Raw genomic sequence first — 13,508 nt, 5'->3', positions numbered from 1 at the left:
GGTCACCCCCGCCGCGCCGCCGCCGTGCTCTCCCGCACCACCAGCCGCGTCGGCACCAGCGTCGTGCCCTGCTCCGCCTCGCTCTGCCGCACCTGGCGCAGGGCGCTCTCCACGCAGCGGCGGCCGACCTCGGCGAAGTCCTGGTGGACCGTGGTGAGCGGGGGCTGGAAGGAGCCGGAGTCGGGGATGTCGTCGAAGCCGATGACCGAGACGTCGTCCGGGACCTTGCGGCCGCGCTCCTCCAGGGCCCGCAGCAGACCGAGCGCCATCTGGTCGTTCGCCGCGAACACCGCGGTGCAGTCGGCCTGTTCGGCGAGGCGCAGGCCCGCGCGGTAGCCGGACTCGGCCGACCAGTCGCCGCGCACCGGCGGCGGCACGGCGCGGCCCGCTTCTTCAAGTGCCGCGCGCCACGCGTCCGTTCGGCGCTGCGCCGCGAACGAGTCGGACGGCCCCGCGAGATGCCACACCGTGCGGTGGCCGAGGTCGAGGAGGTGGCGCACTGCGTCGCGGGTGCCACCGGCCTGGTCCGTGTCCACCACCGCGTACCGGTCGCCGGCGTCGGAGTCGGCGACCACCACCTTCACGTGAGGCGGCAGCGACAGCTTCGCCGAGTCGAGCAGGTGCACCTCCATGATCACGACGACCGCGTCCACGGCCAGCTCGCCGAGGCGCGAGAACGCGCCGCGCACCTCGTCCTGTGTGGGCACCGCCACCGGCAGCAGCGTGACCGCGTACCCCTCCTGCGCCGCCGAGGTCGCGATCGCCTCCAGCGTGCGCATGTTGCCCGTCGTGGACAGCGTGAACGTGATGACGCCGATGGTGCGGAAGTCGCCCCTCTTCAGCGCGCGTGCCGCGCTGTTGGGCCGGTAGCCCAGCTCCTTCATCGCGGCGAGGACCCGCTCGCGGGTCTCCTCGTTGACGCCGGGGAAGCCGTTCGAGACGCGGGAGACCGTCTGGGACGAGACCCCCGCGACCCGGGCGACGTCGGCCATCGACGCGTTCTGTGTGCGGCGCCTGCCGCGCCGCGGGGTGCTCTCCTGGGTTGTCACCGTGTCCCTCACCGACTCTTGACCGTCCTCCTCGGGGCAGTGTAGACATGCCGCCACCGAATGTTTACGCAAACATAACAGCCCAAGGGGCCTTCACGCCCCGGGATGTTTACGCAAACATCGCGAGCCGTGACGCGAGGACGAGTGAGGGACGCGAGATGACCACGCTGCAACCGCCGGTCGCCGTGAGGCGGCGCCGCTCGTGGACGGGATGGGGGTTCATCGGCCCCTTCGTGCTCGTCTTCGCCCTGGTCTTCCTCGCGCCGCTCGCGTACTCGGTCTATCTGAGCCTGTTCCGTACACAACTCATCGGCGGCACCACCTTCGTGGGCCTCGACAACTACCAACAGGCGCTCCAGGACGGCCAGTTCTGGGAAGGTGTCGCCCGCGTCGGCCTGTTCCTGCTGATCCAGGTGCCGATCATGCTCGGCATCGCCCTGCTCGTCGCCCTCGCCATCGACAGCGGCCGGCTCTACGGCAAGGACTTCTTCCGCATCACCGTCTTCCTGCCGTACGCGGTCCCCGCCGTCGTCGCCACCCTCATGTGGGGCTTCATGTACGGCACCCGCTACGGCCTGGTCGGCGATCTGAACGACGCGCTCGGCACGAAGCTGCCGGACCCGCTCTCCGCCGACCTCGTCCTCGCCTCCCTCGGCAACATCGTGACCTGGGAGTTCGTCGGCTACAACATGCTGATCTTCTTCGCCGCGCTGCGCGTCGTACCGCACTCCCTGTACGAGGCCGCCGAGATCGACGGCGCCGGGCAGTGGCGCGTCATCACCGCCATCAAGATCCCCGCGATCCGCGGCGCCCTCGTCATCGCCACGATCTTCTCGATCATCGGCAGCTTCCAGCTCTTCAACGAGCCGGCCATCCTCCAGAAGCTCGCGCCGAACGCGATCACCACCGACTACACGCCCAACTACTACACGTACTCGCTGTCCTTCGCCGGCCAGCAGCAGAACTACTCCGCGACGGTCGCCATCGTCATGGGCGTGATCACGATGGTCGTCGCCTACGTCGTCCAGCTGCGCGGCATGCGCAAGGGAGCGTGACCGCGATGACCACCACAAGCCCCGCCCCGACGACGACACCCCTCAAGTCCGCCGCCCCGCGCCTGCGTGCGCCGCGCAGGGCGACGCCTGGCCGCCCCCGGCGCAGCCTCCTGCTCACCGTGCTGACCGGCGTCGTCCTCGTCTACAGCCTGCTGCCGCTGGTCTGGCTCCTGATCAGCGCCACCAAGTCGCAGCAGGGGCTCGCCCGTTCGTTCGGCCTCTGGTTCGACTCGGACTTCGACCTCTGGCACAACATCGCCGAGACCTTCACGTACCAGGACGGCGTCTTCGGCCGCTGGCTGCTCAACACCCTCCTGTACGTGGTGGTGGGTGCGGGCGGCGCCACCTTCCTCGCGGTGCTCGGCGGGTACGCGCTCGCCAAGTTCGACTTCCCCGGCAAGCGCGCCGTGTTCGCCGTCGTCATCGGCGCGGTCGCGGTGCCGGGCACGGCGCTCGCCGTGCCGACGTTCCTGATGTTCAGCAAGATGGGGCTCACCGACACCCCCTGGGCCGTCATCATCCCGTCGCTGATCTCGCCGTTCGGGCTCTACCTGATGTGGGTGTTCGCCACCGAGGCGATCCCCACCGAACTGATGGAGGCCGCCCGCATCGACGGCGCGAGCGAACTGCGCACCTTCTTCCAGGTCGCCCTGCCGCTGCTCGCGCCCGGCACCGTCACCGTGCTGCTCTTCACCACCGTCGCGACGTGGAACAACTACTTCCTTCCGCTGATCATGCTGAAGGACCCCGACTGGTATCCGCTCACGCTCGGCCTCGACTCCTGGAACAAGCAGGCGCAGACGGCCGGCGGCGAGGCCATCCCCCATCTCGTGCTCACCGGCTCGCTGCTCACCATCGTGCCGCTGATCGCCGCGTTCCTGCTGCTCCAGAAGTACTGGCAGTCCGGTCTCTCCGCCGGAAGCGTCAAGGAGTAGACCCCGCTCGGCCCACCCTCCGTAGGACCACGAAGAAGTGGAAGCATGCCCATGCCCAAGAACTCCCGCCGTGCGCTGCGCGGCCTCGGTCTCCTGTGCGCCCTCGCCCTCGGCGCGACCGCCTGCGGCGGCTCCGGCGACGACTCCGCCGACAAGAAGGTCGGCTCGTCCGACATCCGGTCGGCGTTGAAGAAGGGCGGCACCGTCACGGTCTGGGCGTGGGAGCCCACCCTGAAGCAGGTCGCCGCCGACTTCGAGAAGAAGTACCCGAAGGTCGACATCAAGCTGGTCAACGCGGGCACCAACAACGACCAGTACAAGGCCCTGTCGAACGCGATATCCGCGAAGAAGGGCGTCCCGGACGTCGCCCAGATCGAGTACTACGCCCTCGGCCAGTACGCCCTGACCAAGCAGATCACCGACCTCAAGGCGTACGGCGCCGAGAAGCTGGCGGACTCGTACTCGCCCGGCCCGTGGAACTCGGTGAAGTCCGGCGACGGCATCTACGGCCTGCCGATGGACTCGGGGCCGATGGCGCTCTTCTACAACAAGAAGGTCTTCGACAAGTACAAGATCGCCGTCCCGACCACCTGGGACGAGTACGTCGAGGCCGCCCGCAAGCTCCACAAGGCGAACCCGAAGGCGTACATCACCAGCGACGTCGGCGACGCGGGCCTGACCACCAGCCTGCTGTGGCAGGCCGGCTCGCACCCGTACAAGGTCGACGGCACCAAGGTCGGCATCGACTTCACCGACGCCGGTGCCAAGAAGTACACCGACACCTGGCAGAAGCTGATCGACGACAAGCTCGTCTCGCCCGTCACCGGCTGGACCGACGACTGGTACAAGGGCCTCGGCGACGGCACCATCGCCACCCTGCCGACCGGCGCCTGGATGCCCGCCAATTTCGCCTCCGGCGTGAAGGGCGCCGCCGGTGACTGGCGCGTGGCCCCCATGCCGCAGTGGGAGAAGGGCGCGAACGTCAGCTCCGAGAACGGCGGCAGCTCCCTCGCTCTGCCCGAGCTCGGCAAGAACAAGGAGCTCGCCTACGCCTTCGTCGAGTACGCCAACTCCGGTGCGGGCGTGCAGACCCGCATCAAGAACGGCGCGTTCCCCGCGACGACGAAGGACCTGAACTCCTCGTCGTTCCAGAACACCGCGTTCCCGTACTTCGGCGGCCAGAAGGCCAACAAGATCTTCGCCGAGTCCGCGAAGAACGTGCCCACCGACTGGAAGTACCTGCCGTTCCAGGTGTACGCCAACTCGATCTTCAACGACACCGTCGGCAAGGCCTACGTCTCCTCGACCCAGCTCACCGCCGGGCTGAAGTCGTGGCAGGACGCGTCCGTCAAGTACGGCACCGAGCAGGGCTTCACCGTCGACAAGTAGCCCCGCGCCCCCTCTTCGTGACCGCATCCCCGGAAGGACGTGCATGACCGCCCCCCTCACCTCCCGCTTCCCGTACGCGAAGGGCTCGGACGGCGCCCGGCGTCTCGGCTACGGCGCCGACTACAACCCCGAGCAGTGGTCACGGGAGGTGTGGGCGGACGACATCCGGCTGATGCGCGAGGCCGGGGTGAATGTCGTCTCCCTCGCCATCTTCTCCTGGGCCAGGATCCAGCCCACGGCCGACACCTGGGACTTCGGCTGGCTCGACGAGATCATGGACCTGCTGCACGCGGGCGGCATCGGCGTCGACCTGGCCACCGCCACCGCGTCCCCGCCGCCCTGGCTGACCGCCGCGCACCCCGAGATCCTGCCGGTCACCGCGAGCGGCGAGACCCTGTGGCCCGGCGCCCGCCAGCACTGGCGGCCCACCTCACCCGTCTTCCGCGAGCACGCCCTCACCCTGGTCCGCAAGCTCGCGGCGCGCTACGCCGACCACCCGGCACTCGTCGCCTGGCACGTCAACAACGAGCTGGGCTGCCACAACGTCTACGACCACTCCGACGACGCGGCCCGCGCCTTCCGGCTCTGGCTGCGCCGCCGCTACACCACGCTCGACGCGCTCAACGACGCGTGGGGGACGGCCTTCTGGTCCCAGCGGTACAGCGACTGGGAGCAGCTGCTCCCGCCCCGGCTCGCCGCCTCGCACCCCAACCCGACGCAGCAGCTCGACTTCAAGCGGTTCTCGTCCGACGCGCTCAAGGAGCATCTGCTCGCCGAGCGGGAGATCCTGCGCGAGCTGACCCCGGACACGCCCGTCACCACCAACTTCATGGTGATGCCCGGCACCAAGGGCATGGACTACGCGGACTGGGCCGACGAGGTCGACTTCGTCGCCAACGACCACTACGTCGTCCCGGGACCGCAGGACCGCGACGAGCTGTCCTTCTCCGCCAACCTCACCAGCGGCGTCGCGGGCCACCGCCCGTGGTTCCTGATGGAGCACTCCACCAGCGCCGTGAACTGGCAGCCCGTCAACCTGCCCAAGAAGCCGGGGGAGCTGGCCCGGGACTCGCTGCTGCACGTGGCGCACGGCGCCGACGCCGTCTGCTTCTTCCAGTGGCGCCAGTCCGTGGCCGGCGCCGAGAAGTACCACTCGGCGATGGTCCCGCACGCCGGGGCCGACAGCGAACTCTTCCGCTCCGTCGTCGAGCTGGGCGCCACCCTCGACGCGCTCGCCCCGATCGCGGGCAGCCGCCGCGAGCCCGCCCGCGTCGCGATCCTCTTCGACTGGGACTCCTGGTGGGCGAGCGAGCAGGACTCGCACCCGACCACCCGCCTCGACTACCACCGCGAGGCCCTCGACTGGTACTCGGCGCTGCTCCGCCTCGGCGTCCGCGCCGACGTGGTGCCCGCCCGGCGCACCGACCTGTCGGCGTACGACGTCGTGATCGCGCCCGTCCTGCACGTCGTGCCGCAGCCGCTCGCCAAGGAGCTGACCCGGTACGTCGAGGGCGGCGGCCACCTCGTCACCACGTACTTCTCGGCGATCGTCGACGAGAACGACCACGTGTGGCTCGGCGGCTACCCGGGCGCCCTGCGCGACGTCCTCGGCATCCGCATCGAGGAGTTCGGGCCGCTGCTCGACGGCGACACCGTCGACCTCGACAACGGCACCACGGGCAGCCTGTGGACCGACCGGATCTCCGTCACCGGCACGGACGTCGAGGTCCTCGCCGGGTACCGCACCGGCACGTACGCCTCACGCCCGGCCGTCACCCGGCGGGCCACGGGCGGCGGCTCGGCCGGCTACGTCTCCACCCGGCTCGGCGCCGAAGGACTCGCCGTGCTGCTGCCCGAACTGCTCGCGCCCGCCGGGGTGACCAGCGAACTCCCGGAGGAGGCGCGAGGCCGGGTGGAGCTGACCGTGCGGCGCGACGACACGCACCGCTACCTCTTCCTGGTCAACCGGACGGACGAGCGGGTGGCGGTGCCCGGCCTCGCCGGCGACGTCCTCCTCGGTCCCGCGGGCGACGCACTCGTCCTGGCGCCCCGCCAGGTCGCGGTCGTGCGGCAGCCCGCCTCCGCCTAGCACCACCACCGTTCGGCACCACCAACACCCCACTCACACCCCTGCGTTGGGAGCACACGTTGGCGCGCTTGACCCGCAGACGGTTCATCGGCATCGCCGCCGCCACGGCGGCCGCCGCCGGAACCCAGATATCGGCCGGACAGCTCGTCGCCGCGGCCACCACCGCGGCGACGGTCACCGTCACGCCCGACCCCTCGTACCGGCACGACCGGTTCGAGGGATGGGGCACCAGCCTCGTCTGGTTCGCGAACGCGACCGGGCACTACCCCGACGAGATCCGCGAGCGCATCGCCGAACTCGTCTTCGGCCGCGACGGACTCGCCCTGAACATCGCCCGCTACAACATCGGCGGCGGCAACGCCCCCGACGTGCCGGACTACCTGCGGGCGGGCGGCGCCGTCGAGGGCTGGTGGAAGGCGCCCGAGGGCACCACCCGCACCGACACCGACTGGTGGGACCCGGCGGACCCGGACCACTGGAACGAGGACGCCGACGCCACCCAGCGCTGGTGGGTCGACCGGATCAAGAAGGACATCACCCACTGGGAGACGTTCTCCAACTCGCCGCCCTGGTTCATGACGGTCAGCGGCTATGTCTCCGGCGGTTTCGACGCGTCGAAGGAGCAGCTGAAGGAGGCGTCCGTCGACGACTTCGCCGCTTACCTCGCCGGGGCGACGCGGCGCCTTGAGCAGGCGCACGGCATCAAGGTGAAGACCGTCGACCCCTGCAACGAGCCGAACACCGATTACTGGGGTACGAAGCTGGGGTCGGACGGCAATCCGACCGGCGGCCGCCAGGAGGGCTGCCACATCGGGCCCGCCCTCCAGCAGAAGATCGTGTCCGCGCTCGACGCCGCGCTGAAGAAGGCGCGGACCACGGCCGTCGTCTCGGCGATGGACGAGACGAACCCGACGACCTTCGTCACCAACTGGACGAGCTACCCGGCCGACGTGAAGGCCCGCGTCGCCCAGATGAACGTCCACACGTACGGCACCGGCGGCCGCACCTCCGTCCGTGACCTCGCCAAGGCGGAGGGCAAGCCGCTGTGGATGAGCGAGGTCGAGGGCGACTGGGGCGACGGGCAGTCCTTCACCGACATGCGGCCGGGCCTCGGGCTCGCCCAGCACATCGTCGACGATCTGCGCGAACTGGAGCCCAGCGCCTGGGTGTTCTGGCAGCCCGTCGAGGACTGGGACAACATGAAGCCCGGCGGCGAGTCCGCCAAGGGCGGCAACTGGGGAGAGATCCAGGTGTCCTTCAGCGCGGGACCGGACGACACCCTGGAGACCTGCCCGGTCTACACGAACACCAAGTTCGACACCGCGCGGAACTTCACGCACTACATTCGCCCGGGCGACCACCTCGTCAGGACGGACGACACCAACAGCACGGCGGCCGTGACCCGCGGCGGCAACGGCGCCACCGTCGTCCACGTCAACGGCACGACGAGCGCGCGCACGGTCGTGCTCGACCTGTCGAAGTTCGCCACCGTACGGTCGGGGGCCACCGTCACACCGGTCGTGACCAGCGCGGACGGCAAGCTCGACACGAAGGCACCGGTGGCGGTGAAGGGGCGCAGGGCCACGATCACGGTGCCCGCGCAGTCCGTCACCACGTTCGTGGTCAAGGGCGTCTCCGGGGTCGCGCGCGACGCCGCGCTCCTGCGCAAGGGGCGCACGTACGAACTGACCGGGGTCCAGAGCGGCAAGGACCTCACCGTCGCCGACGACGGAACCCTCGTGATCAGCACGGCGGCGGAGGCGGCCGGGCAGCGGTGGCGGCTCGCCACGATCGGCGGCGACGGGCCGACCAACACCCGCCGGCACGTCTTCACCAGCGCCGCCGACGGCCGCCGCCTCGCCGTACGGGACGGGGCGCCGGTCGTCGAACCCGACACGGACGAGCGGGACCCGGCGGCGCAGTGGATCCTGTCGACCACGGGCGACGGCACGTACACGTTCGTCAACGCGGGGACGGGCCGCCTGCTCGACGTCGGCGGGCAGGCCACGCACGACGGGGCGCCCGTCGGGACGTGGACGCCCAACTCCGGCGCCAACCAGCGCTGGCGGGTCACCGACGTGACGGCCTGACCGGCGTCCCGGAACGCGCGCCCCGCGGCCCGTGCCGCGGGGCGCGTCCGCGCGTCAGGCCGGGGGAGCGGCGGCCTCGGCGAGGCCGTCCATGAGGGCGGCGGCCCAGCACGCGTAGTCGTGGCCTCCGGTGTAGACGTGCAGGGAGGCGTCGAAGCCGCGGCGGGCCATCAGCGCGTGCAGGCGGCGCAGGTCGTCGACCATCGGGCCCTCGTTGCGGCCGACGTCCATACGGATGCGGACGTCGCCGACGGGCGCGGCGGCGGCCCGCTCGTACAGCCAGGTGACGGCGTCCTCGTCCCACTGCCGGGGCCGCGCCGTCATGCCGGGGCGCCACCACGTGGACGCCGAGTGGGCGAGGACCGTGCCGAAGGCGTCGGGCCTGCGCAGGGCCGTCGCGAGCGCGGTGAGTCCGCCGAGGCTCTGCCCGCACAGCATGATGTTCCGGCGGTCCGGGGCGCGGGGCAGACCGCGGACGACGTACGGCAGCAGCTCGTCGGCGAGCATGTCGATGAAGCGCGGGTTGGCGCCCAACTGCCGCATCCGCGACGGCACATCGGGCCCCGACTCGACGCCCACGACGGCCAGCGGCGGGATCCGGCCCGCCGTGACGGCGGCCGTGACCGCGGCGACGATCCCGTACCGGTCGAACCACTGCTCGGCGTCGCACACCACGAGGAGCCCCGGCGGGGCGCCCGTGCCCGGGTCGTCCGGCACGAACCGCCGCACGCGGTGCACGGAACCGTCGGCGGCGGCGAAGTCGAACGCCTCACCGCGATCCGTGGGGCGGGCGGTCGGCCACTCGGCCAGCGAGGGCGCGCCGGGCAGCTCGATCAGGGAGCCGAAAGGACCGTCCGCGTGCCGGTTCAGCGGATCCACCCGGTCGTCCGGCAGCTCCCGGAACGTGCCGCCGCGCGGCCCCTCGGCCGTCAGACAGGGGTCGTCCGCGTCGAACGGGTGGATGCGGTAACCGCAGCGCAGCCCCAGCGGCAGCCGCAGCGTGACGTACCAGACGTCCGTGCCGGGCAGCGGCCGCATCAGGCCCTCGCGGAACCGGTGCTTGTCGGTGACCCGGTTCGCCAGCACGTACACGCCCTCGACGGGCCGGTCCTGCCGCCACACCACCGTCACCAGACGCTCGTCGGCGGAACCCGGTACCGGCTCGGTCAACGGCGCGCCCGCAGCGGCGAGTTCACGCCAGAATCGGTCGACCGCCGCGCGGCCGTGGGCCCGTGTCTCGGCCACGAGCCGTGCCAGGCGGGGGCTCTCGATGTCGGCCGGGGCCGTCGTGCGGGTCATGCGGTGATACCTCCCGGAAGAAGACGTGTGACGTGCTCAGACGTGCCGCGCCCGGCGCTCGCGCAGCAGGAGCCAGGCCAGGAACAGTCCGCCGGCCACCCCCGTCACCACGCCGACCGGCATCAGCGCCGAGCCGGTCACGCGCTGCGTCAGCAGATCGGCGGCCGTCACGAGGAGGGCGCCCATCCAGGCGGCGGGCAGCACGTTCGGCCCGGTCGAGCGGGTGACGCGGCGGGCCAGCTGCGGGGAGGCCATGGCGAGGAAGGGGATCGGGCCGGCCGCCGCGACCGCCAGTGCGGTCAGTCCCGTGCCCGCGCACAGCAGGATCAGCCGGCTGCGCTCCGGCGGCACCCCGAGTGCGCCCGCCGTGTCGTCGCCCATCTCCAGCATCGTCAGTCTGCGGCCGTATGTCAGGACGACGGGGACGCAGAGGAGCAGGCCGAGCGCGGCCGTCCTGGCCTCGGCCCAGCCCCGGTCGTTGAGCGAGCCGATCATCCAGCTCGCGGCCTGCGCCGCCTTGCCGATGTCGGCGCGGACGTACAGGAAGCTGGTCGCCGCGCCCAGCACGGCGGACACCCCGATGCCGACGAGGACGAGCCGGTAGCCGTGCACGCCGCGCCGCCAGGCCAGCAGATACACGGCGGCGGCCGTGGCGAAGCCGCCGACCAGGGCGCCGAGCGCGGTCTGCGCGGCCCCCGCGTCGAGCACGATGATCGCGACGAGCGCGCCCGCCGACGCGCCGTTGCCGAAGCCGATGATGTCCGGGCTGCCCAGCGGATTGCGGGTGAGCGACTGGAAGACGGCGCCCGCCATGCCGGTCCCGAATCCGACGAGGACGGCCACGACCGCGCGCGGCAGCCGCAGGTCGAGCACGATGAACCCGGCGCCGGGCGGACCGTCGCCCGCGAAGGTCCGCACCACCTCCACCGGTGACAGTTCGTACGTTCCCGTGCCGACGGACAGCACGACCAGGCACGCCGTGAGCAGGATCAGCGCCAGGCAGACGAGCAGGGCGCGCGGGCCGAAGCGCACCGAGAACCGGCCCGCCCGCACCCGCCCGCGCCGCAACTCGGCCGCGCGGGCCCGGGGTTCGCTCTTCACGAGGGTCACAGCTGCGCCACCTTCCGCTGCCGCACGAGGTGGACGAAGAGGAGTCCGCCGAGGAACGACGTGACGATGTCCGCCTGGATCTCCGAAGGCGACACCACGACCCGGCCGAGCACGTCGGCCACCAGCAGCAGGGTGGGAGCGAACAGCGCGCAGTAGGGGAGCAGCCAGCGGGGATCGGGTCCGGTGAAGGCGCGGACGGCGTGCGGGATCATCAGGCCGACGAAGCCGATGGGCCCGCACACGGCGGTGGCGCCGCCGCACAGCAGCGTGATGGCCACGATGGACAGCAGCCGGGTGCGGCGCACCGAGGTGCCGAGCGCGCGGGCGTGGTCCTCGCCGAGCGAGAGCGCGCCGAGCGGCCGTGCCAGGGCGAGGGCGAGCAGCGCGCCCGCGATCAGCAGCGGGAGCGCCTGGAGCAGGAGGTGCGGATCGCGCTTCTCCAGCGTGCCGACGGACCAGTGGCGCATCGAGTCGAGGGCGTTCAGGTCCCACTGCTGGAGCCCGTTGACGTAGCCGAACAGCGCGGCGTTGACGGCCGTTCCCGCGAGCGCGAGGCGGACGGGAGTTGCCGAGCGGGTGCCGCCGAGCGCGTTCACGGCGACGGCGGCGACGGCGGCGCCGATCAGCGCGAACCACAGGTAGCCGGTGAACGACGTGATGCCGAGCACGCTGATCGCGGTGACGACGGCGGCCGAAGCGCCCGCGTTCACGCCCAGCAGGCCCGGGTCGGCGAGCGGGTTGCGGGTCAGCACCTGCATCACGCCGCCCGCCAGGCCGAGGGCCGCGCCGACGGCGATGCCGATGAGCGTCCGCGGCAGCCGCAACTCCCTGACGATGTTGTCGCTCGCGGAGCCGGAGGGCGTGAAGAGCCCGCTCCAGACCCGGCCGGGCGCGAGGTGTTCCGTGCCGACCGCGAGCGAGAGGGCCGCCGCCGCGACGAGCAGCACCAGACCGATGACGAGTCCCGTGGCGCGGGGTGGGCGGCTGCGCGGCTCGGTGGCCGGGAGTTGCTGTGTTCCGCCGGGGCGGAGTCGTATTCCTGCGGGCATGTGGTTAGCTTAGGCTAACCTAAGCTCGACTGCTGACAATTGTGTCGACGAAAGTCGCCTGTCGTCGGTCGTGGTTGTCGTCGTGCCGGAGGAAGCCCGGAGGAAGAGGAGACATGAGCGTCCAGTCCGTCGCCGCCCTGCCGGACCACCGTCCGGAGCGCGTCACCGGCGCCCGCGTCGCGCGCCTCGCGGAGCGCTGCGCCGCGGCCGACGCCGCCGGACGCGCCCTCGCAGTCGACGCGTTCTGGCGGGAGGCCGCCGCCCGCGGCACCCCGCTCGTCGAGGAGCTCGACGGCGACCCCGACCACCGGGCCGTCACCTTCCTGTGGCGCGGCCACCGCGCCACCCGGCAGGTGCTGCTCCTGGCCAACCGCATCGGCGACCGCGCCCGCCTCGCCGACTCCCTCATGGAGCGGATCCCCGGCACCGACGTCTGGCACCTCGGCCTGCGGCTGCGCGCCGACCATCGGGGCTCGTACCGGATCGCCGCCGACATCTCTGCCAAGGAGCCGCCGCGGGACCCCGCGGTGCTCCAGGCGCGGCTGCGCTCGCTCGGCGTGCACGCGGCCCACGACCCGCTCAACCCGCGCCGCCTGCCCACCCGGTGGGGCGGGAGCGACAACTCCGTCTTCGCCCTGCCCGAGGCCCCCGCCCCCGCCTGGTCCGAACGCCGCGGCGACACCCCTGCAGGACACGTCGAGCGCCACCGGGTGAACGCCACGGCCCTCGGCGCGGAACGGGACGTCTGGGTCTACACGCCCCCGGGCCCCCGCGCCGACGGAGAGCGGCTGCCCGTCCTCGTCCTCTGCGACGGCGACATGTGGTTCGGCCGCATGGGCCTTCGGCACACCCTCGACGCGCTGATCGCCGACCGGACGCTGCCTCCCCTTGCCGTGCTCGCGCCCGATGCCGTCGACCGGCAGACCCGCAACCGTGAACTCGGCGCCCGGGACGCCTTCGTGGAGTTCCTCGCCGACGAGCTGCTGCCGTGGGCCGCGGGCCACTGGCCCCTCACCACCGACCCCGCGCGCACCGTCGTCGCGGGCCAGAGCCTCGGCGGCATGGCCGCGCTGCACGCGGGACGGCTCCGCCCCGACCGCTTCGGCCACATCCTCGCCCAGTCGCCCTCCCTGTGGTGGCGGCCGTCGCTGCCGCCCGGCGTCGTACGGAAACAGGTCTTCGGCACGCCGTGGCTCGTCGCCCGGTTCGCGGAGGACCCGCCGGCCCCGATCACCGTCCACCTCGACGTGGGCCTGCACGAGGGCGACATGGTCGACCACTGCCGCGCGCTCCACGACGTCCTGCACTCCGCCCGCTACCGCGTCACCCGCAACGAGTTCAACGGCGGCCACGACTACGCCTGTTGGCGCGTGGCCCTCGTCGACGCGCTGATCCGGCTGCTCGGCGGCCCTGAAGCTTCCGCCTAGGGCGGTTCCCCACCCC

At 71.9% G+C, this 13,508-nt stretch carries 10 protein-coding genes; 6 read left to right on the top strand and 4 right to left on the bottom strand.

Features of this window, described 5'->3' with window-relative positions:
• Nucleotides 1–2 precede the first annotated feature (2 nt).
• Nucleotides 3–992, bottom strand: a complete 990-nt coding sequence (locus tag ACTWJ8_RS08135; protein WP_356383853.1) for a LacI family DNA-binding transcriptional regulator — start codon at nt 990–992, stop codon at nt 3–5.
• A 215-nt stretch (nt 993–1,207) separates the two neighbouring features.
• Between ACTWJ8_RS08135 and ACTWJ8_RS08130 the strand changes: the two genes are divergently transcribed.
• The 5 genes from ACTWJ8_RS08130 to ACTWJ8_RS08110 are packed head-to-tail and all read left to right on the top strand — an operon-like array spanning nt 1,208 to nt 8,607.
• Nucleotides 1,208–2,104, top strand: a complete 897-nt coding sequence (locus tag ACTWJ8_RS08130) for a carbohydrate ABC transporter permease (RefSeq protein ID WP_356382987.1) — start codon at nt 1,208–1,210, stop codon at nt 2,102–2,104.
• Between the two features lie 5 nt (nt 2,105–2,109).
• A complete protein-coding gene (locus tag ACTWJ8_RS08125; RefSeq protein WP_443263450.1) occupies nt 2,110–3,039 on the top strand; it encodes a carbohydrate ABC transporter permease in 930 nt (309 codons plus the stop codon).
• A gap of 51 nt (nt 3,040–3,090) precedes the next feature.
• Nucleotides 3,091–4,428 (top strand): ABC transporter substrate-binding protein, encoded by a 1,338-nt coding sequence (locus ACTWJ8_RS08120; RefSeq protein ID WP_356383856.1) that lies wholly within the window; start codon nt 3,091–3,093, stop codon nt 4,426–4,428.
• 43 nt (nt 4,429–4,471) lie between these two features.
• A complete protein-coding gene (locus tag ACTWJ8_RS08115) occupies nt 4,472–6,517 on the top strand; it encodes a beta-galactosidase (protein WP_443263449.1) in 2,046 nt (681 codons plus the stop codon).
• Between the two features lie 59 nt (nt 6,518–6,576).
• Nucleotides 6,577–8,607, top strand: a complete 2,031-nt coding sequence (locus ACTWJ8_RS08110; RefSeq protein ID WP_443263448.1) for an RICIN domain-containing protein — start codon at nt 6,577–6,579, stop codon at nt 8,605–8,607.
• 54 nt (nt 8,608–8,661) lie between these two features.
• Here the strand turns inward: ACTWJ8_RS08110 and ACTWJ8_RS08105 are convergent, their stop codons facing one another.
• Genes ACTWJ8_RS08105 through ACTWJ8_RS08095 form a run of 3 tightly spaced genes read right to left on the bottom strand, consistent with a single transcriptional unit; the run spans nt 8,662 to nt 12,065 of the window.
• The gene (locus ACTWJ8_RS08105; RefSeq protein ID WP_443263447.1) at nt 8,662–9,906 is read right to left on the bottom strand and encodes an alpha/beta hydrolase-fold protein; all 1,245 of its coding nucleotides are present in this window, start codon (nt 9,904–9,906) and stop codon (nt 8,662–8,664) included.
• A 36-nt stretch (nt 9,907–9,942) separates the two neighbouring features.
• Complete coding sequence (locus tag ACTWJ8_RS08100) at nt 9,943–11,007, bottom strand: FecCD family ABC transporter permease (protein WP_443264839.1); 1,065 nt, start codon at nt 11,005–11,007, stop codon at nt 9,943–9,945.
• Between the two features lie 5 nt (nt 11,008–11,012).
• Nucleotides 11,013–12,065: a FecCD family ABC transporter permease gene (locus tag ACTWJ8_RS08095; RefSeq protein WP_443263446.1), complete on the bottom strand. Its 1,053-nt coding sequence runs from the start codon at nt 12,063–12,065 to the stop codon at nt 11,013–11,015.
• A gap of 113 nt (nt 12,066–12,178) precedes the next feature.
• Here ACTWJ8_RS08095 and fes point away from each other — a divergent pair, with 113 nt between their 5' ends.
• Nucleotides 12,179–13,492 (top strand): enterochelin esterase, encoded by a 1,314-nt coding sequence (gene fes / locus ACTWJ8_RS08090; protein ID WP_356383007.1) that lies wholly within the window; start codon nt 12,179–12,181, stop codon nt 13,490–13,492.
• Nucleotides 13,493–13,508: the final 16 nt, after the last annotated feature.

It is taken from the genome of Streptomyces sp. SDT5-1 (assembly GCF_052245995.1).
Classification (GTDB): Bacteria; Actinomycetota; Actinomycetes; order Streptomycetales; family Streptomycetaceae; genus Streptomyces.
The sequence above is the reverse complement of the archived record's forward strand: the minus strand, read 5'-3'. Positions and strand labels throughout refer to the sequence as shown.

Excerpts from the sequence above, each read along its gene's own strand:
- ACTWJ8_RS08135 (WP_356383853.1), bottom strand. The coding sequence starts at position 992 with ATGGCCGACGTCGCCCGGGTCGCGGGGGTCTCGTCCCAGACGGTCTCC.
- ACTWJ8_RS08130 (WP_356382987.1), top strand. The coding sequence starts at position 1,208 with ATGACCACGCTGCAACCGCCGGTCGCCGTGAGGCGGCGCCGCTCGTGG.
- ACTWJ8_RS08125 (WP_443263450.1), top strand. The coding sequence starts at position 2,110 with ATGACCACCACAAGCCCCGCCCCGACGACGACACCCCTCAAGTCCGCC.
- ACTWJ8_RS08120 (WP_356383856.1), top strand. The coding sequence starts at position 3,091 with ATGCCCAAGAACTCCCGCCGTGCGCTGCGCGGCCTCGGTCTCCTGTGC.
- ACTWJ8_RS08115 (WP_443263449.1), top strand. The coding sequence starts at position 4,472 with ATGACCGCCCCCCTCACCTCCCGCTTCCCGTACGCGAAGGGCTCGGAC.
- ACTWJ8_RS08105 (WP_443263447.1), bottom strand. The coding sequence starts at position 9,906 with ATGACCCGCACGACGGCCCCGGCCGACATCGAGAGCCCCCGCCTGGCA.
- ACTWJ8_RS08095 (WP_443263446.1), bottom strand. The coding sequence starts at position 12,065 with ATGCCCGCAGGAATACGACTCCGCCCCGGCGGAACACAGCAACTCCCG.
- fes (WP_356383007.1), top strand. The coding sequence starts at position 12,179 with ATGAGCGTCCAGTCCGTCGCCGCCCTGCCGGACCACCGTCCGGAGCGC.